This is a genomic window from Streptomyces sp. NPDC005281 (genome assembly GCF_040607495.1).
Lineage (GTDB): Bacteria > Actinomycetota > Actinomycetes > Streptomycetales > Streptomycetaceae > Streptomyces.
Window position 1 is genome coordinate 129,449 of record NZ_JBEXGX010000019.1, and the last position, 17,620, is coordinate 147,068.

18 protein-coding genes are annotated in these 17,620 nt (G+C 71.4%); 9 read left to right on the forward strand and 9 right to left on the reverse strand.

Annotation, left to right across the window (positions count from 1 at the left end; all coding sequences use genetic code 11):
- Positions 1–31: 31 nt before the first annotated feature.
- From ABZV42_RS25955 to ABZV42_RS25970, 4 genes are all read left to right on the forward strand, one after another.
- The gene (locus tag ABZV42_RS25955) at positions 32–1,027 is read left to right on the forward strand and encodes an MASE1 domain-containing protein (protein ID WP_355987953.1); all 996 of its coding nucleotides are present in this window, start codon (positions 32–34) and stop codon (positions 1,025–1,027) included.
- Between the two features lie 201 nt (positions 1,028–1,228).
- On the forward strand, positions 1,229–2,869 hold the full coding sequence (gene pgm, locus ABZV42_RS25960; RefSeq protein WP_356053734.1) for a phosphoglucomutase (alpha-D-glucose-1,6-bisphosphate-dependent): 1,641 nt from the start codon (positions 1,229–1,231) through the stop codon (positions 2,867–2,869).
- A 194-nt stretch (positions 2,870–3,063) separates the two neighbouring features.
- Positions 3,064–3,531 (forward strand): DUF5990 family protein, encoded by a 468-nt coding sequence (locus ABZV42_RS25965; RefSeq protein WP_355987949.1) that lies wholly within the window; start codon positions 3,064–3,066, stop codon positions 3,529–3,531.
- Between the two features lie 181 nt (positions 3,532–3,712).
- Positions 3,713–4,744: a medium chain dehydrogenase/reductase family protein gene (locus ABZV42_RS25970; RefSeq protein ID WP_355990277.1), complete on the forward strand. Its 1,032-nt coding sequence runs from the start codon at positions 3,713–3,715 to the stop codon at positions 4,742–4,744.
- A 49-nt stretch (positions 4,745–4,793) separates the two neighbouring features.
- Here ABZV42_RS25970 and ABZV42_RS25975 read toward each other — a convergent pair whose 3' ends face one another.
- The 5 genes from ABZV42_RS25975 to ABZV42_RS25995 form a co-directional block, all read right to left on the reverse strand.
- Positions 4,794–5,126: a putative quinol monooxygenase gene (locus ABZV42_RS25975; protein ID WP_355990279.1), complete on the reverse strand. Its 333-nt coding sequence runs from the start codon at positions 5,124–5,126 to the stop codon at positions 4,794–4,796.
- A gap of 328 nt (positions 5,127–5,454) precedes the next feature.
- The gene (locus tag ABZV42_RS25980) at positions 5,455–6,237 is read right to left on the reverse strand and encodes a phosphatase PAP2 family protein (protein WP_356053736.1); all 783 of its coding nucleotides are present in this window, start codon (positions 6,235–6,237) and stop codon (positions 5,455–5,457) included.
- The gene (locus tag ABZV42_RS25985) at positions 6,238–7,191 is read right to left on the reverse strand and encodes a YihY/virulence factor BrkB family protein (RefSeq protein ID WP_356053738.1); all 954 of its coding nucleotides are present in this window, start codon (positions 7,189–7,191) and stop codon (positions 6,238–6,240) included.
- 1 nt (position 7,192) lies between these two features.
- On the reverse strand, positions 7,193–8,788 hold the full coding sequence (locus ABZV42_RS25990) for a diacylglycerol kinase family protein (RefSeq protein WP_355990316.1): 1,596 nt from the start codon (positions 8,786–8,788) through the stop codon (positions 7,193–7,195).
- 378 nt (positions 8,789–9,166) lie between these two features.
- On the reverse strand, positions 9,167–9,664 hold the full coding sequence (locus ABZV42_RS25995; RefSeq protein ID WP_356053740.1) for a lamin tail domain-containing protein: 498 nt from the start codon (positions 9,662–9,664) through the stop codon (positions 9,167–9,169).
- Between the two features lie 235 nt (positions 9,665–9,899).
- Between ABZV42_RS25995 and ABZV42_RS26000 the strand changes: the two genes are divergently transcribed.
- The 4 genes from ABZV42_RS26000 (at position 9,900) to ABZV42_RS26015 (ending at position 12,007) form a co-directional block, all read left to right on the forward strand.
- Positions 9,900–10,214 (forward strand): DUF6400 family protein, encoded by a 315-nt coding sequence (locus tag ABZV42_RS26000; RefSeq protein ID WP_356053741.1) that lies wholly within the window; start codon positions 9,900–9,902, stop codon positions 10,212–10,214.
- The gene (locus ABZV42_RS26005; protein ID WP_355990286.1) at positions 10,201–10,458 is read left to right on the forward strand and encodes a hypothetical protein; all 258 of its coding nucleotides are present in this window, start codon (positions 10,201–10,203) and stop codon (positions 10,456–10,458) included. The genes ABZV42_RS26000 and ABZV42_RS26005 overlap by 14 nt, the downstream gene beginning before the upstream one ends.
- Before the next feature lie 395 nt (positions 10,459–10,853).
- Entirely contained in the window at positions 10,854–11,345 is a 492-nt protein-coding gene (locus tag ABZV42_RS26010) for a hypothetical protein (RefSeq protein WP_355990288.1), read from the forward strand.
- A 239-nt stretch (positions 11,346–11,584) separates the two neighbouring features.
- The gene (locus ABZV42_RS26015; protein WP_355990290.1) at positions 11,585–12,007 is read left to right on the forward strand and encodes a hypothetical protein; all 423 of its coding nucleotides are present in this window, start codon (positions 11,585–11,587) and stop codon (positions 12,005–12,007) included.
- A gap of 70 nt (positions 12,008–12,077) precedes the next feature.
- Here the strand turns inward: ABZV42_RS26015 and ABZV42_RS26020 are convergent, their stop codons facing one another.
- The 3 genes from ABZV42_RS26020 to ABZV42_RS26030 form a co-directional block, all read right to left on the reverse strand.
- Complete coding sequence (locus ABZV42_RS26020) at positions 12,078–12,737, reverse strand: hypothetical protein (protein WP_356053743.1); 660 nt, start codon at positions 12,735–12,737, stop codon at positions 12,078–12,080.
- Positions 12,734–14,383 carry a serine/threonine-protein kinase gene (locus ABZV42_RS26025; RefSeq protein WP_356053745.1) on the reverse strand — a complete coding sequence of 550 codons (1,650 nt, stop codon included), beginning with the start codon at positions 14,381–14,383 and terminating at the stop codon, positions 12,734–12,736. The genes ABZV42_RS26020 and ABZV42_RS26025 overlap by 4 nt, the downstream gene beginning before the upstream one ends.
- A gap of 130 nt (positions 14,384–14,513) precedes the next feature.
- Entirely contained in the window at positions 14,514–15,374 is an 861-nt protein-coding gene (locus tag ABZV42_RS26030) for an oxidoreductase (RefSeq protein WP_356053747.1), read from the reverse strand.
- Between the two features lie 281 nt (positions 15,375–15,655).
- Between ABZV42_RS26030 and ABZV42_RS26035 the strand changes: the two genes are divergently transcribed.
- Positions 15,656–16,396, forward strand: coding sequence for a flavodoxin family protein (locus ABZV42_RS26035; RefSeq protein WP_355990296.1), 741 nt, complete (start codon positions 15,656–15,658; stop codon positions 16,394–16,396).
- Between the two features lies 1 nt (position 16,397).
- Here ABZV42_RS26035 and ABZV42_RS26040 read toward each other — a convergent pair whose 3' ends face one another.
- Positions 16,398–17,456, reverse strand: coding sequence for a helix-turn-helix domain-containing protein (locus tag ABZV42_RS26040; protein ID WP_356053795.1), 1,059 nt, complete (start codon positions 17,454–17,456; stop codon positions 16,398–16,400).
- Between the last annotated feature and the right edge of the window lie 164 nt (positions 17,457–17,620).

The following is a 17,620-nucleotide window of genomic DNA, read 5'->3' on the forward strand; positions in this document are numbered from 1 at the left end:
CGACGGGGCCCGGGCGGTGTCTGATGGCTCTGTGGTGGCTACACAGGAGATGCGCCGACCGGCCGTCTTGGCTCTTCAGACGCTGGTGATCGCCGCCTGCTACTACGGAGCGGGGCGGCTGGGACTCATGCGGCGGCTCACTGTCGAAGGAGCGGTGTTCACGCCCATCTGGCCGCCCACAGGCGTGGCCGTCGCCGCCCTGCTGATCCTGGGGATCCGGGCATGGCTCGGGATCGCGATCGGCGCCCTGCTCGTCGTCCTGTCCCTCTCCTCGTTCTCCACGCTCCAGCCCTCCGCGACCGGCATCGTCGCGGGCAACACCGTCGCCCCCGTCTGCGCGTACCTCCTTCTGGTCGCCGTGCACTTCCGCACCGATCTCAGCCGGTTCCGCGACGGACTCGCCCTGGTGTTCCTGGCGGCCCTGGGCGCCATGACGATCAGCGCGACCGTGGACGTCGGCCTGCTGGTGGTCACGGACAAACTCGCCCTGGGCGATTTCTGGCCGGTCTGGCTGGCGTGGTGGGTCGGTGACGCGATGGGCGTCCTGATCATTACGCCGATCATCTTGATGCTGTACGCCGTACGCACCCCGTTGAGCCTGACACGGTGGAAGGAGGCCGCCCTGATCCTCGTCGCGGCCGTGATCCTGGTGCCGATCGCCACCCGCAGTTCCATCAGTGTCCTGTTCCTGATCTATCCGCTGCTGATCTGGGCGGCCCTGCGGTTCGAGCTCGCGGGCAGCCTGGTGTGCGCCCTCTTCGCCTCCGTCATGGCCACCGTCGCGGCCACGGATGCCGTCGGTCCGTTCTACCGGCTGAGCCATACCGAGGTCATGATCAAACTCCAGGCCTTCAACGGAACCATGGCCCTGACCGCCCTCCTGCTGTCCGCCGTGATCACTGAACAGCGCAACACCAGGCGTTCCGTGGAACTGGCCTGCCAGGAACTGGTGGAGGTCCTCGAACATCTGACCGCGGGGAATCCCACGCCCAGACCGCCTCCCGCTGAGGAAGAGGGCTACGGCTGAAGGCGAGGCACCTCCGCGCCGCTGTAGCCGTCTCCCCCCGGCTGCCCGGCTGCCTGGCTGCCTGGCCGTCCGGCCGTCCCGTCGGAAGGACCCGGTCCGGCGCACGGTTTCGGCCGTGGTGGCGGCACAGTGCCGCAGCGCGGCTCCGTGGGGAAAGATGGGACCACCAGCGATGAACCACCGACGTGGAGGTGCGGGTACATGCAGCACGAGCGAGCGGGCCGTCCGGCCGGCCCCGAGGACCTCGTCGACGTGGCCCGGTTGGTCACCGCGTACTACGCGCTCCACCCCGACCCGGCCGAACCCGGCCAGCGTGTCTCCTTCGGTACCTCGGGGCACCGCGGTTCGTCACTGGCGACCGCGTTCAACGAGGACCACATCGCCGCCACGAGCCAGGCCATCTGCGAGTACCGCGACGGCCAGGGCATCGACGGCCCGCTCTTCCTCGGCGCGGACAGCCACGCGCTCTCGGAACCCGCCAAGGTCACCGCCCTGGAGGTGCTCGCGGCGAACGACGTGTCGGTGCTCCTCGACAGCGCGGACGGCTACACGCCCACTCCGGCGGTCTCGCACGCCATCCTCACGTACAACCGCGGCCGGTCCTCGGGCCTCGCCGACGGTGTGGTGGTCACCCCCTCGCACAACCCGCCCGCCGACGGCGGCTTCAAGTACAACCCGCCGAACGGCGGCCCCGCGGGCTCCGAGGCGACCTCCTGGATCCAGGACCGGGCCAACGAACTCATCAGGGACGGCCTGAAGGACGTACGGCGCATCCCCTACGCCCGGGCGCTCGCCGCTCCCGGCACCGGCCGCCACGACTTCCTCGGCACCTATGTGGCCGATCTTCCGCAGGTGCTGGATCTGGACGCGATTCGCGCGGCCGGGGTCCGCATCGGCGCCGACCCGCTGGGCGGGGCCTCGGTCGCCTACTGGGGGCGCATCGCCGAAGTGCATGCGCTCGACCTGACCGTGGTCAATCCGCTCACCGACCCCACCTGGCGATTCATGACGCTGGACTGGGACGGCAAGATCCGGATGGACTGCTCCTCGCCCTACGCGATGGCCTCGCTCATCGAGACGCGCGACCGCTTCCAGATCTCCACGGGCAACGACGCCGACGCCGACCGCCACGGGATCGTCACGCCGGACGGCGGACTCATGAACCCCAACCACTATCTCGCCGCCGCCATCGCCTACCTCTACTCCCACCGGGAGCGGTGGCCCGCCGGGACCGGTATCGGCAAGACCCTGGTGTCGTCCGGAATGATCGACCGGGTCGCCGACGATCTCGGCCGCCGGCTGGTCGAGGTGCCCGTCGGATTCAAGTGGTTCGTGGACGGGCTGGTCGACGGCTCCCTCGGGTTCGGCGGGGAGGAGTCGGCGGGTGCGTCCTTCCTGCGCCGCGACGGCTCGGTGTGGACCACCGACAAGGACGGCATCATCCTCGCCCTGCTCGCCTCCGAGATCACCGGCGTGACCGGGAAGACGCCCTCCGAGCACTACGCCGGACTCACCTCGCGCTTCGGAGAGCCCGCCTACGAGCGCATCGACGCCCCCGCGTCGCGCGAGGAGAAGGCCCTGCTGGCCAAGCTCTCGCCCGCGCAGATCACCACCGACACGCTCGCCGGCGAGACCGTCACCGCGGTCCTCACCGAGGCGCCGGGCAACGGCGCGCCCATCGGCGGCATCAAGGTGACCACCGAGAACGCCTGGTTCGCGGCCCGTCCGTCGGGCACCGAGGACGTCTACAAGATCTACGCGGAGTCGTTCCTCGGAACCGATCACCTGCGCCAGGTGCAGGACGAGGCGAAGGCGGTGGTCTCGGCGGCACTGTCCGGCTGAGACCCGCCACCGGCACCGTGGTCTCCGGGCTCCGGCGCCTGGGTGCGCGGTGTTCGGCGTCCGCAGCGCGATGTCCGGTGTGCGGCGCGTTGTTCGGTGTGAGGCATGGAGTCCGGGGGTGGCACGGAGTCCGGGGTGCGGCGGCACGTCTCGCGAGTCTCGCCGCCGGGTGGTTCGGCGGCATGATGGCCCGCATGCGCATCCGTATCGACGCCGTTGAACTGCCCGGCCTCACGTGCCCGGCCCCCGAGGGCCGCACCGTCTCGGTGTACGACAACATCCACGTGGCCGTGCAACGGCGCGACCGCCCGGCCGAGCTGCTCGACCCCCAGCCGGGCGACGGCGCGTCCGCGACCTGGACCCTCGAATGCACCGCGACACCCTCGCCGGAGGGGGTCGAGGTGAAGGGTCCCTACGTGCAGGACCGGCTGGGTCATCGGTTCGTCTATCTGTCGTGGGGAACCGTCGATCAGGCGGGCGTCTTCAGCATGTTCCGCCGCGCCAAGCTCATGCTCGACGCCGTGCCTTTTGACGTCCTGGCAGCGGCAGCGCGCGAGGGTGTCCTCGTCGGGCGCCTGGGCCTGACCGACGAACACGGCAACCCGCGGTGCGCCCGCGTCACGCCGCCGGAGATCGAGTGGAGCGCCGAACCAGCGGCGTAGGCCCCGTAGGCCGCTGTTTCGGCGCTCCACTCAGAGGTGATCGCGGGCCCGCCCGGCATGTCGGCGCCATCGCAGTTAGAACCTATAACGAAAGCTCTTGACGTTCACGCCCATGAGTTATAGCTTCTAACTAAAGCGATAGTTAATAACGGTCAGCGCGCGGAGCGCAGTGGAGGTCGTCATGAACGCCGAAGGGCTCGTCGAGGTCGTCCTGCCGGGCAAGGTGGAGCCGGAGGGCCTGGAGATCCGGACCGGCGCCGTGCCCGTGGCGGGCCCCGGCCAGGTCGTCGTCCGGATGGAGGCGACCGGCGTCTCCTTCGCCGAACAGCAGATGCGCCGCGGTCGGTACTACGACCAGCCGCCGTTCCCGTTCGTGCCCGGCTACGACCTGGTCGGCACGGTTCTCACCACGGGCCCGGGAGTCGACCCGGGACTGTCAGGCACCCGGGTCGCCGCTCTGGTCAAGGTGGGCGGCTGGGCCAGTCATGTGCGGGTGGAGGCGGCCGACGTCGTACCGGTGCCCGACGGGGTCGGGGCGGCCGAGGCGGAGACCGTGGTCGTCAACGGCATCACGGCCTGGCAGATGCTGCACCGCAGGGCGCGGGTCCGTGCCGGGCAGACGGTCCTCGTGCACGGCGCCAACGGCGGCGTCGGTTCGGTCCTGGTCCAGCTCGCCCGTGCCGCGGGCGCCAAGGTGATCGGCACGGCTTCGGCACGCCACCACGACGCCCTGCGGGAACAAGGCGTCGTCCCCGTCGACTACCGCACCGAGGACGTGGCCGCACGCGTACGAGAACTCGCGCCCGGCGGCGTCGACGCCGTGTTCGACCACGTCGGAGGCCGCAGCGCCGTCGACTCCTGGCACCTGCTCGCCCCCGGCGGCACGCTCGTCTCCTACGGCAGCGCCTCCACCCGCGACGACACCGGGTCCAAGCAGTGGCCCGTGCTCAAACTGCTCGGCCGGGTCTGGCTGTGGAACACCCTGCCCAACGGCCGCCACGCGTACTTCTTCAACATCTGGGCCGGCCGGGCCCTGACCCGCAACCGCTTCCGGGCCCGGCTGCGTGCCGACCTCGGACAGGTCTTCGACGCCCTCCAGCGCGGTGACGTCACCGCCAGGATCGCCGCCCGGCTGCCGCTGACCGAGGCCGCCGCGGCACTGCGCCTGGCCGAGTCCGGCACCGTCGCGGGAAAGATCGTCCTCAACGCCTAAGGCCGGACCACCCCTCCGCTCCTCGCCGTGCCGCCCCGACGGGGTACGCCTAGGGCTGTTCCTCGACGACCATCTCGCCCAGCAGGGACCAGTCGTCCTGGGGGATCTTCACGTTCACGATGCGCGGCGTCGCGGTCAGATGGCGGGGCAGGGTCTGCTGAGCGGCCTTGAAGTGCGCGGACTGGACGTGGGACGCCCCGGCCTCGTCGTCCCGGAAGGCCTCGACCAGGACGTACTCCGTCGGGTCGTCGAGACTCCGGGACCAGTCGAACCAAAGGCAGCCGGGCTCGGCGCGGGTGGCGGCCGTGAAGTCGGCGGTGATTTCCGGCCACTTCTCCGCGTCCTCGGGGCGGACGCGGAACTTGACGGTAATGAAGATCATGAATGCTCCTCGGGTCGGTTCCGGGCCATTGTGTGCCGTCCGCGCCGGTTCAACACCATGGGCCCACAGGCCGTTCGGGGGAAGCGTCGCGGCGAGGTCTCCCCTTTCCGGCGCCGACTCTCGAACTGTGGGGGAGACAGGGAGCATGTGAGCCTCAGGGCGGCTCCGGGAGCCGGAGTGGGCCTCGACGCCGACCCGACCTACTGCACCGACCGTCCAGGCACCGCTCGGAGCCTGCTCGACACCGCGACCCGAGGCCCTGATCGACTCCCTGAGCCGGGGCGGCGACGACGGCGCCCTGTCCGGGCTGGTGTCGCGGGACGCCCCCTCACGCCGAGGTCCCCGCTTCCGGTCGATCCTCGGTGAGTTCGGGCTCCAGACCCTCGCCGACGGCGGCAGGAGGCCTGCCCGTGTCGGCCCGCCAGGCCTCGAACGCCCAGGCGGTGAGGGCGACGACGGTCAGACCGAGCAGCCAGCCGCCCAGCACATCACTGAACCAGTGAACGCCCAGCGCGACGCGAGTGAAGCCGACGCCGACGACGGACAGCACTGCCGCGCCCCAGCACAGCGGGCGCCAGGAGCGCGGCACCAAAGGCAGCAGCACCAGCAGCATGACGGCGAACGAGGTGGTCGCGGTCATCGCGTGCCCCGACGGAAAAGAGAACCCGGGCGCCCGCGCCACCGGATCCTCCAGCGACGGACGTGCCCGCTCGACGACCGTCTTCACCAGGAGCCCGATGAATCCACCGGCCACGGCCGTCACCGCGGACCACGCGGCCAGACGCCACGCCCGGCGGTACACCAGCCAGAGGGTCAGCAGCGCGACAGCCGTACGCAAGGTGACCGGGTCCCAGACCCGGTCGGAGAGGAAGCGCAGCACACTTGTCCAGGCGGGATGCTCCAGGGCGGTCCCGTGCAGCCGGCGGGCCGCGCCCGCGTCCAGTCGGCGAAGGGGCCCCCACTGTCCCTCGATCAGGACGAGGAGCAGGCCGAACGGCACCGCGGTGATCGCGGCGGCCGCGGCCGAGCCGAGCAGCCGGGCACCGAATCGACGGTCGGCCGTCGCCCGGCGGCGGTCCCGCAGGCCTTTGACCGTTGCGCGCGCCGTCATTCAGACCCCCGGGTCTCGTCGGACCGGACCGGGGCGCCGGGCGCGCGCAGCCTCCAGCTGCGCGGCGAAGGACAGTCCGAGGAACAGGGCGATCGAGGTCAGATAGGCCCAGAGAAGCAGTGACATGAAGGCGCTGAGGGGGCCGTAGACCGTGTCGAAGTTGCCGCTGACCCTGAGATACAGGCTCAACAGCCAGGTCAGCGCCGTCCAGAGGACCAGGTACACGGCGGCGCCGAAGGCCAGCCAGGTGTAGCCGGGCTGGCGACGACGGGGCGAGCGGCGGAAGATCGCGCTGGCCGAGAGGAGGGCGAGGAGGAGGCCGGAGGGCCAACGCAGTACGTCCCAGGCGGTCTTGGCGGCTCCGTCGAGGTGGTAGACCGTCACGACGGCGGACGCCAGGTCGCCGCCGGCCACCATCAGGACGAATCCGAGGCCGAGCGGGATTCCCGCGCTCAGGGACATCACCAGGCCGCGGAGATACTTCCGGTGGAAGACGCGGTCGCGCTCGTTCCCGTAGATGCGGTTGGCGCCGCGCTCTATCTGGCACATCGCGGTGGTCACGTTGACCAGGGAGAAGGCCAGTCCGAGCCACAGGGCGACCTGCGCCCCGTCGCCCGCCGTGTGCCGGCTGCGGCGCAGCGCGTCGTCGACGACGTCGGCGCTCGGACCCGCGGTGATCCGGCGGATCGTCAGCTCGGCGACTCTGCCGATGTCCTCGGTGTGCAGCGCCGAGGACAGGCCCACGAACGCGATGGCGAGCGGGATCAGGGCCAGCACGGTCTGGAGGGCGAGCGCTCGGGAATGGCTGAACCCGTCGGCGTAGCGGAACCGGATGAACGCGTCGCGCACCAGGGGCCAGCCGCCGTACCGCCGCAGCGACGCCAGGGCCTCGTCGGCGGAGAGCTCGTCGCCGCTCATGGCACGGGTCTCCGGGACCTTGGTCGCGGTACCCATGTCACTTCTCCCTGGAGGGCAGCAGGACGGTCAGCGCGCCGGGCCTGACCTCGGCGGTGAGACGCCGGCCCGGGCCGACCGGATCTCCGTCGAGTTCCCGGGACTGCGGCGTGTCGAAGGTGAGTTCGGCGCGCCGGAAGGCGAAGAACTCGACGGGGACGCCGTCGTGGTCGTCGCCATCGGCCGCGAGGGTGCGCACGACGGTCGGTCTCGGCGGGGTCGCGCGTCCGCGCAGCAGGGTCCGTACGGCCTTCAGCCAGCCGCCCGGTCCGCGCGGGTCGAGGACCAGGAGGTCGAGCAGCCCGTCGTCGGGCCGGGCGGCGGGCAGGAGGGTGACCCCGCCCTGCACGGTTCCCACGTTGGCGACGAGCACCATGCGGGCTGTGCGGCGGAACGCGGGGGAGCCGTCCAGCCGGATCGTCACCCGCATACGGGGTGTGCGCAGTGTCCCGATCCCGGCCAGCGCGTAGGCCGGCCAGCCGAGGGCGGACTTGGCGCGCGGATCGGTGTGCTCCATCATCGCGGCGTCGAGGCCGGCCCCGGCCATCGCCGCGAACCGGGTGGCCGGCAGGCCGTCGCCCTCGATGCTTCCGAGGTCGAGCCGACGCGGAGCGCCGCCCAGCGCGGCTTCGAGCGCGGCGACCGGGGAGAGCGGCAGACCGAGGTTGCGGGCCAGCAGATTGCCGGTGCCGCAGGGGACGACAGCCAGGGGTACGCCGCTGCCGGCCAGGGCGTCGGCGACCGTGCGGACTGTTCCGTCCCCACCGCAGACCACGACGAGCGTCGCGCCCTCGCGGACCGCGCGGGCCGCCTGCCCGGCCCCGGGATCGTCCGCGGTGGTCTCCAGGAACACGGGTTCACGGTGGCCGTGCCGTTCGAGGGTCCTCCGCAGTTCCTGGCGCTCGGACTCGTCGGTCACGGTGGGATTGAGGATCACGGCGGTCGAACCGGGCGGACGCTCGTCGGCGGTCCGGGCGGCGGGAACGCCGCCGACGGACGGTGCCGCGGTCACGGACCGGTCGACCAGCAGGGCCCGTCCCACGATCAGCAGGGACAGCCCGCCGTTGGCGAGGCCGCCGAGGACGTCGGTGGGGTGGTGCATGCCCCGGTAGAGCCGGGCGGCGCCGACGAGCAGCGGCAGGAGCAGCAGCAGCCCGGCCACGACCCTGCGCCACGGCCCGCGGATCCGGGACAGCGCGAGGACCGCCAGACCCGCGTACAGCGCGGTCGCCGCCCCGGTGTGCCCGGAGGTGTAACTCGACGTGGGCGGCGAAGCGTCGAGGCGGTCCACGTCCGGCCGGTGGCGGTCCACCGACTCGGTGATGGCCAGGAAGACCAGTGACTGGAGCGAGACGGCGACGGCGAGGAAGATCGCCTGACGCCACATCGGGAGGCGGGGTATCAGAAGCAGACCCAAGCAGGCCACAAGCGTGATCGAGACGACCGTGAGGGTGTTGCCGGCCTCCGAGGCGATGGACGACAACGTGGTGAGGGTTCCGGTGCGGACCCGTTCGAGGTTCTCGTTCACGGTGTCCTCGGCCGTCAGCGGCCACAGCCCACGGGCGGGACCGGTGATCAGCAGTCCGAGGCCCACCATCGACGCCGCCTGGCACGCGGTCAGCGCGGCGACGCGAGCCGTGGTCCGCCCCGCGCCCCGGGGCAGCCGGCGCGAGGAGCGGGCGGAGCCCACTGTTTCGGTCCGGCTCCCGGTCATTCCGGCAGCTTCGTCCGGTACGGCGGTCGGCATCGGGGACTCCCAGGGGCAGCGCGGTGCGGCCGGATCCGCCCGGGCCGCGCTTCCTCCCGGGTCCAACGCCGTCTGCCCCCGATCCCCTCGGACAGGCCTGGCACGACGTGGATCCGGACGAAAGCCCCCGCCCCCTCGACTACCCCGCCCCCTCGGCCGCCGAGCCCCGGCGAACGGCCGGCGCCCGGCAGCCTTCCGGAGCCCGGTCAACGGGCTCCGGGGCCCCGCTCAGCCGTGGTACGAGATGTAGCCGTTGCCGTCACGGTCGTTGGCCGACTTGGAGTACGAGTGGACGTCGGCCCGGGCGCCGGAGGACTTGTACAGGTAGATGGTGTCCTTGTCGTTGTTCCAGATGAAGTTGCAGTTCTTGCGGTAGACGACGTTGCCGGCGTCCGAGTCGGTGCCGTGGCCGCCGCGGAGCTTGATGTAGTCCCCGGGCTCGAGGTAGTGGTTCGCCGGGAAGGTGAACTTGTTGCCCGTGGCGTCCTTGACGACGTAACCCTTGAGGTTGACGGTCGTGCTCGACGAGTAGTTCTTGATCGTCAGGTATTCGTTCCTGGTGTTGCCGCTGGAGCAGCTGTTGGAGTCCCGGCCGGGCGCGTCGTACTGGACGCCCTTGATCTTCAGCGCGGACGAGTACTCCGTGGCCTGGGCCGGAGCCGTGGCGATGGCGGCGAGCGTGCCGGCAGCGGCGGCGGTGACAGCCAGGGCAGTGCGGATACGCATGAGGAATCCCCCCTCGGTGGTGCGGATGGAGCTCCAGGAGCATAGCGATGATGTGATCAACAGATGGTGGAGATGTGAGGGATGCGTAAGCGTCGTCCGGCTGTGAACGTTCCGTACGGTCCCTGGGGGCGGGCTTCTCGGGTTGCCGCGAGACCTGTCACCACGGCCCCGACCTGCTGTGACTTCGCCCACCTCCTCTTGTCCCGGCAAGAAAGGCATACCTAAGTTCTCACCCATGGCCCCACAAAATCCCCCGCTGCCCGACGGCCCCGACGAAGCCGGAGCCCCGCATTCCGCCGGTCACGGCCGGCCCGACGCCCCCGCGCTGGTCGAGTTCACCGTCGACCTCACCGCCCAGGAGGTCCTGCGACAGGCCCAGGTCCTGACCGTCCTCGGGCCCGACTGGGACCCGATCGAGGTGATGCGCCAGGAGGAGGCCGCCTACGCGCTCCTGTACTCCGGTCTGGACGAGCGGCAGCAGCGCGTGTACGACGACCTCGTCGCGGCCGGAGTGCTTCCCCGCCGTGGAGACGGCCGTGCTGCCGCTTGACCCGCAGGCGGACATCGGGAGGCGCGCCTGGGTGACGTGTCCGAACTGCGCCGACAGCCGCGGATGCGTTTCCTGCGAGCAGCGGAGGTCGTGCTCCGACCACTGGCGCTACCTGCTCTCCACCACTGGAAGTCTGCTCCACCTTCAGTGCCCGTCCTGCACGCACGTCTGGGCCCACGAGACCGGATTCGGTGCCACCCGCTCCCTGTGGAACCGCATCAAGGGCGGCCGTCCCGGCCGCTGACCCCGCGAGCCGGCATCGCGGGAACAAACTTCGCGCACCCCAGAGGACCCGCACGTCACGGCGGGGTTATCCTCAGGGCCCCAGGCGGGTTGAACGCGTCCGACGCGCCGCTGTGGGAAGATCGCAACCCCGCACGGCAGCAGTCCGGGTCCGCGCAAGCCATCGCTCGTAGATTCGAGGACGCTCGCGGCCCACCGGTGAATGACTGACCGGCCTGCGCGGGTAAGAAACTCCATGCGCATCTGCGCGAACATCCCACTGCCGAAGGACTGCCGGTCTTGGACCTCCCACACTCCGAATCACCTGCCGCGCGACGTCCGGGACGCACGTGGACCGTCCGCATCTCCGGCCACAGCGACCGCACCGCTTCGGTCACCTGCTCATCTCCCTGTGCCATGCCGCCGCGGTCCCGTGACCTCGTGGCGCTGCGCCGCTTCGCCGAGGCCCATGTCGGGGCGCACGCCCGCGCGGCGACCGTCCACGCGGACGCCGCCTGCGCCTGCCGGCAGACGCAGTGCGCGTCGCACGAGGGCAGCCAGGTGCACTGCATGGGCAGTGTGCTGCTGGTGCTGCGTCATGATCCGGCCATTGCCCAGGTGTGGGCCCTGATGGAAGTCTGCGCCGCCTGCGCCCCGTTGATGACGCACACCCGCGTCGTGGGCCGTGCGGTGCCCCGCACCCGCACACCGTCCACGCCCTCCGCTCCCACGGCCACCGCCGGTGCCCCCGTGGTCGCTCCCGCGGTTCCCGGCGGCTTCAGCGCCCCGAGCGGGCCCGGTTTCAACAGCGCGGACGCGCCCCCGGCGCCGTCACGTCGCAGTGGCGCCGGACGAGGCCGTACCCAGCCACGACAGGGCCGTCGGGACCAGGGCAGATCGCGCGGCTGACCTCGGTGACGTCCGCGCCTAGCTGACCGGCGGTCCGTCCCGCGCCGGGCCGCCCACGGCCCGGGCCCACCGATCACGCCCCTGGTGTCCGGCCGGGCGGGGTCCGTGCGGTGCCGGTGGCGGGCACAAGGCGCGGATCGGGGCATTTTCATGAACAGCGGTGATTCGGTTGAGAGTTCATCATCGACTGAAAGGTGTTGCATGACTTTGCGCAAGTCTTGCAGGCGTTGCAAGGTGGCATGCGTCGCGGCTCCACGGCCGCCGCTTTCGCCGACATGAAGGACGCCTCCATGGTCACCGTCAGCCGCTTCGTACATCCGCACGGGCTCAGGACGGCTCTTGGCCTGTCCGTCGCAGTTCTGGGGCTGTTGGGCGCCGCCGGCGCACCCGCCACCGCGCGAGAGTCCGGCCAGGGGGTGCTCGCGGGCGATGCCGTCGACGCGCCCACGGTCCCGGACTGCGTCCACTACTACAGCGACTGGCGCTACACGACCGTCGTCGACGACTGCGACACCACCGTGAACGTCACCGTCCAGTACACCGACGGCCAGGACGCCCCCTGCCGCACCCTGCTTCCCCGGGCGATCGCCACCTTCGCCGGTTACGGCCCCCAGCTCAACTACGTCATCGGACTGAGCGGGTGCACGCCGCCGAGCGTCTGAAGTCACCGCTGAAGTCACCGCACGCCGGGCAGGTCCGGACGGGGCCACGCCGCCGAGCGCTTCCTGCGGATCATGGGCAGTGGTAGGTGAGCCTGGTCGAGACGGTTCGGCGCACCGGTGACAGCAGGTGGAGCTCGGCGCGGGCCGCGTAGCGGCCCTCGCCCTGGAACGTCCACAAAAGATGCAGCCGCGCACGTTTCTGATTGTGCGTCAGGTCCTCGTGCAGGATCTTCGATGAGGTGCCGTCGCTGCGGACCCAGCGGTACGTGATCTCGCCGGGTCTGCCGTTGGTGGTGACCGTGCCCGTGATGTCGGCGGTCTCGTCGCAACCGGGGGTGGGCGACGCGGCGGAGACAGTGACGTCGTCCACCCCGAGGGACGGCCCGGTGCGGTGCCACAGGAGGAACGCGACGACGGCCAGCAGCACCAAGGCCGGCAGGACATGCCGCCGCCAGGTCCTGCGGCGTACCGGCACGGCAGAGGGGACCTCGCCGAGGCGGCGCATGGTGTCGGCGTTCACCCCGGGGCCGAAGCGCAGCAGGGTGCCCTCGACCCGGTCGGGCCGGACCTCCCCGGCCGTGGTGTCCGACAGGACGAGGGTCTCCGGACCGCCGGTGAGGGCAAGCGTGTCGGAGGTCTCCGGCCGCTGGATCCAGTGGCTGCCCAGCACGGTCGCGCTGTAGTCGTCGTCGGGGGAGGTGGCGCCCTCGGCGCTCTGGTTCTCGTTCATCCGATCGTGCACCGCCGCGTCAGAAGCTGCTGCCAGGCGCCGCCGTCGGCGGAGGCGGGCTGGGTGCGAGCCTGGACGCCCCAGTAACAGCCCGTCCCCAGGAACGTGTGGTCGAGGGCGATGGTGTACTGGGTCGAACCGCTGCGCCGGTACGTGTCCGCCGCCCCGTCCTGGGTCCCGGCCTGGCCGCTGACCTCACCGGTGAACCACGCGACCGTGATGGTGACCGGCCCGGTTCCGTCGGTGGTGACGGTCGCCGTCGCGGCCGCCGTCGCCGTGCCGGTCTGGCGGAAGCCGCTGAACGCCACCGACTTGACGCCGACCGTGACGCTGGGCGACGGGGACGCCGAGGTGGGCTCGGCCGTCGGTGAGGCCGGCGGCGTCGGAGGTGCCACGGTGGTCGAAGGCGAGGACCCGGCCGTCGCGGACGCCGACACCGACGGCTGCGTGGTGGCGTCCGTCCCCGAAGCGGACGGCGTGGGCGAGGCAGACACGGACGAGGAGGAGGACGGCGTCGGGGAGCCGGGGTCCGGCGTCGCCGTGGGACCGCTGTCGCCGGCCGGCTGCGCGCTGGTGGTGGCCAGTGCCTCCGCGGCCCTTCGGGGAGTGCCGAAGTCCGGGGCGTGCCGGTCGATGCCGTAGGTCAGCAGCAGGGCCGCGACAAGGGCGGCCCCGGACACGAGCAGTCCGCGAAGGCTCGGCCGCCAGGCCCGTAGCCAGTCGGGCGCGCCGCCGAGGACCGTGCGCGCCGCGTCCGTCGCGTGGCGCGGCACCGACGGGGTGGAGGGGAGCAGCAGCAGGGCCAGCGCCGCGAGCGCCGCGAGCCGGCCACGGCCGCGCTCCTCCCAGTCCGGGCCGTACGCGCCGCCGGCCGTCGCCTCGAGTTCCGCGACGAAGTCCTCGGCGTGGGCGGGCCGTTGCTCCGGCTCCTTGGCGAGGCCGCGCAGGACGAGGGAGCGCACCGGCTCGGGGACCTCGTCGGCGGGGATGGCCCCGTCCACGTGCTGGAGGGCGAGTTCGGCCAGGTTCTCGCCCGTGAAGGGCTTGCGGCCGGTCAGGCACTCGAAGAACGTCGCCGTCGCGGCGTACACGTCGGCGGCCGGCGAGGCGGGTGCGCCGGTCCACTGCTCGGGCGCCATGTACGACGGGGTGCCCGCGATACCGGCGGTGGTGCCGTCGGTGGCGGCGATCCCGAAGTCGACGAGCTTGGAGGTGCCGTCGGGGCGGACGAGCACGTTCTCCGGTTTGTAGTCACGGTGGACCACACCGATGCGGTGGGCGTCGGCGAGGCCGAGCAGTGAGCCCTTGAGGAGGACGAGAGCGGCCTCCGGATCGAGCGGGGCCTGCCGGGTGAGAAGGGCTCGCAGACTGACGCCTTCCACGAGCTCCATGACGATGGCCGCGCCCTCCGGTCCCTCCACGTACTCGTAGAGGCCGGCCACATGGTCGCTGCGCAGCCCGCCGAGCAGCCGCGCCTCCGCCCGGAACTCCTGCACGAAGCCCGGACGGGTACGGAGCGACTCACTCAGGTACTTGACCGCGACCGGATGGCCGGTCCCCTCGTGGACGGCCAGCGCGACGCGACCGCTCGCCCCCGAACCGAGCTCGCGGGACTCGGCGTACCCCGGTACCGCCCATGTGCTCATGACCCCATGCCTCCCCAAGACGTGGGCGCGTGAGGGCATCGCGGCCCCCACGCGCTCCAGTCGTGTGCTGTGAGACACGATCGGGGCCGCTTCGGTTGCAGACGGCGCGGAACGGTTCCCCGGGCGTTCGTCACCCCAGTTCGGCGAGGTCCTCGGCGGTCAGTTCGAGTGTTCCGGCGGCGATGTTCTCCTCCAGGTGCGCGAGGGAGCCCGTGCCGGGGATGAGGAGGATGCCGGGCGACCGGGCCAGCAGCCAGGCCAGGGCCACCTGAGGCGTGGTCGCGCCGTGGCGCGCGGCCACGGACTCCAGGTGCTCGGCGGTTACCGGCTGGAAGCCGCCGACCGGGAAGAAGGGGACGAAGGCGACGCCGGCCTCCGCGCAGGCGTCGACGAGCGGATCGTCATCGCGCTGCGAGAGGTTGTAGAGGTTCTGGACGCAGGCGATCGGCGCGATCTTGCGGGCCTCGGCGAACTCGTCGGCCGAGATGTTGGAGATGCCCAGATGCCGGATCAGGCCCTCGTCGCGAAGCGCCAGCAGCGCTTCCAGCGGCTCGGCCAGGGACGCCCCGCCGGCCTCGCCCACATCACCCATCCGGAGGTTCACCACATCCATCCGGTCAAGACCGAGCGAGCGCAGGTTCGCCTCGACGCCACGGCGCAGGTTGTCGGCGGTCAGGCCCGTCTTCTCGGCCGCGGGCAGGGCGATGTCGGCGCCCTCGACCAGCGCGCCCACCTTGGTCACGATCACCAGGTCGTCCGGATAGGGGTGCAGCGCCTCCCGGATCAGCTCGTTCGCCGAGACCCCGTCACGTGCGTAGTAGTACGAGGTGTCGATGTGGTTCACCCCGAGTTCCACGGCGCGGCGCAGAATCGCCAGTGAGGTGTCCCGGTCCGGCCGCTCGCCTCTCGGCCAGCCGGTCAGTTTCATCGCGCCGTAGCCGATGCGCGCGACGCCCAAGTCGCCGCCGAGGTCCCATCGTTCAGTCGTCACGACCACCACCATAGACGTCGGGCGCAAGGCGATATCGGCGGCGCGGGACGGGCTGCTGAGGTGCGGGGCACATGGGACACCGCGCGGTGTACGCCGTACGGCGCAATCCGCGGCGGCGACGCGGCGGTATGCGTCCCGGGTGACGTGTTCCCGTGCGTCGTTCGGGGTCAAGCCGGGGTCCGCGGGAGACGCTGCTCCCGAGCACCTCGCCGGGACCCGACACCGAGTCACCCCCGTCCCCCGGTCTCCACCGCCGCTGCCCCGCACGAAGGAGTCTCCCCGTGACCGAGTCACCGTCGACCCCGGCCGCCGACGACGCGTACCGCTTCGAAGACCTGCGCGCGCTGTTCATCAACTGCACCCTCAAGCCGGCACCCGAGCTGAGCCACACCGAGGGGCTGGTGGACAAGAGCAGCGCGATCATGGAAGCACAGGGGGTCACGGTCGAGGTCGTACGAGCCGTCGACCACGACATCGCTCCGGGCGTCTACCCGGACATGACCGAGCACGGCTTCGCCACGGACGACTGGCCCGCCATTCAGGAGCGGGTCATGGCCGCCGACATCCTCGTCCTCGCCGGACCGATCTGGCTCGGTGACAACAGCTCGGTCACCAAGCGGGTCGTCGAAAGGCTCTACAGCGGTTCGGGAGTGCTCAACTCCGATGGTCAGTACGCGTATTACGGACGCGTCGGGGGCTGTTTGATCACCGGGAACGAGGACGGGGTGAAGCACTGCGCGATGAACCTCCTCTACAGCCTCCAGCACCTCGGCTACACCGTTCCGCCGCAGGCCGACGCGGGATGGATCGGTCCCGCGGGACCCGGACCTTCGTATCTCGACCCCGGTTCGGGCGGCCCCGAGAACGACTTCACCAACCGCAACACCGCGTTCATGACCTGGAATCTGATGCACATGGCAGCGCTGCTGAAGCGGTCCGGGGGCATCCCGGCGCATGGCAACCAGCGTTCGCTCTGGGACGCGGGCTGCCGCCCCGACGCCCCGAACCCCGACTACCGCTGACTCACAGGCTCCGCGTGGGCCACTCCAGCAGCCGGGCGCCGATGACCGCCGTCTGGAGCGTGTAGCGGTGCGCCGGGTCGGCGGGGTCGGCGCCGGTGAGCTGGTGGATGCGTTCGAGGCGGTACGTCAGCGCGCGCACGCTCAGCGAGAGCCGGCGGGCCGCCGCGGCGGCGACACAGCCCGTGTCGAAATACGCGGTCAGGGTGTCCAGGAGCGGCTGGGCGCCGCCGCGGGCGCCGGTGAGCGGGCCGAGCGCGACGAGGACCAGGTCGGCCATCGCCTGGCGGTCGCGGGTCAGTACGGGGTACACCAGCAGGTCGGCGGCGCGCAGCACGGGTGCGTCCAGGCCCAGCCGCTCGGCGAGTTCGAGGGCGTTCAGCGCTTCCTCGTAGGACTGGACGACCCCGCCCGCTCCGGGCTGGGGCCGGCCGATCGCCACCTGTCCGCCGTCGGTCGCCGCGTGCGCCTGCTTGGCGAAGTGGGCGAGGACGTCGTCCTGGTCACCCGGCGCGATGCACAGCATCCGGCCGTCCTTGGTGGTGAACAGGACACTGCGGTCGCCGAACCGGGCGATCAGCGCCCGTTCCACCTGGCGGGTCACGGGCGCCGACTCGTCGTAGGCCTTCGGGCCCTGCGCGACGGCGACGGCGTGAGTGGGGGAGAGCCGCAGACCGAAGCGCTCCGCGGGCTCGGCCAGCCGGCCCAGGTCGCTGCGCCCGTAGAGGAGGTCGTCGATGAACTCGCGCCTGGCGGCCTCCTCCTTGCGTACGGCGAGGAGCTGGGCCCTGCCGTAGCCCTCGGCGAAGGCGTCGACGACCTGCTGGACGGCGGCCAGTGCGCGGTCCGCCGAACCGGGGGAGGGGGGCCAGGCGCCGCGCGCGGCGGAGAGGTGTGCGCTGACGAGGGCGGGCAGTCCGTGACCGGCGTCGGCGGCCCGTTCACCCAGGGATCGCCGGGACTCGATCTCCTCCCGGGTCAGGCGTCTGCCGGTGACGGAGACATCGGCCAGTATCCGGGCATAGCCCTCCAGATACTGCTCGGGTATCTGCCGGTCCATCAGTTCGTCCCCCGGTTCCTCGACGGCCCGGTGACGACTTCTCGGCGGTGACCGGCACGCAAAGCCTAAGCAACACTGCCGGGAACCGGCAATGCGCATGCCACGTACCGCGATGGACGATGTCGGCATGGGAGCACGACGGAGGTCCTGTCCCGGACAGCGGCAGA

Excerpts from the sequence above, each read along its gene's own strand:
- pgm (WP_356053734.1), top strand. The coding sequence starts at position 1,229 with ATGCAGCACGAGCGAGCGGGCCGTCCGGCCGGCCCCGAGGACCTCGTC.
- ABZV42_RS25965 (WP_355987949.1), top strand. The coding sequence starts at position 3,064 with ATGCGCATCCGTATCGACGCCGTTGAACTGCCCGGCCTCACGTGCCCG.
- ABZV42_RS25970 (WP_355990277.1), top strand. The coding sequence starts at position 3,713 with ATGAACGCCGAAGGGCTCGTCGAGGTCGTCCTGCCGGGCAAGGTGGAG.
- ABZV42_RS25975 (WP_355990279.1), bottom strand. The coding sequence starts at position 5,126 with ATGATCTTCATTACCGTCAAGTTCCGCGTCCGCCCCGAGGACGCGGAG.
- ABZV42_RS25980 (WP_356053736.1), bottom strand. The coding sequence starts at position 6,237 with ATGACGGCGCGCGCAACGGTCAAAGGCCTGCGGGACCGCCGCCGGGCG.
- ABZV42_RS25985 (WP_356053738.1), bottom strand. The coding sequence starts at position 7,191 with ATGGGTACCGCGACCAAGGTCCCGGAGACCCGTGCCATGAGCGGCGAC.
- ABZV42_RS25990 (WP_355990316.1), bottom strand. The coding sequence starts at position 8,788 with ATGGTGGGCCTCGGACTGCTGATCACCGGTCCCGCCCGTGGGCTGTGG.
- ABZV42_RS25995 (WP_356053740.1), bottom strand. The coding sequence starts at position 9,664 with ATGCGTATCCGCACTGCCCTGGCTGTCACCGCCGCCGCTGCCGGCACG.
- ABZV42_RS26000 (WP_356053741.1), top strand. The coding sequence starts at position 9,900 with ATGGCCCCACAAAATCCCCCGCTGCCCGACGGCCCCGACGAAGCCGGA.
- ABZV42_RS26010 (WP_355990288.1), top strand. The coding sequence starts at position 10,854 with ATGCCGCCGCGGTCCCGTGACCTCGTGGCGCTGCGCCGCTTCGCCGAG.
- ABZV42_RS26015 (WP_355990290.1), top strand. The coding sequence starts at position 11,585 with ATGCGTCGCGGCTCCACGGCCGCCGCTTTCGCCGACATGAAGGACGCC.
- ABZV42_RS26020 (WP_356053743.1), bottom strand. The coding sequence starts at position 12,737 with ATGAACGAGAACCAGAGCGCCGAGGGCGCCACCTCCCCCGACGACGAC.
- ABZV42_RS26025 (WP_356053745.1), bottom strand. The coding sequence starts at position 14,383 with ATGAGCACATGGGCGGTACCGGGGTACGCCGAGTCCCGCGAGCTCGGT.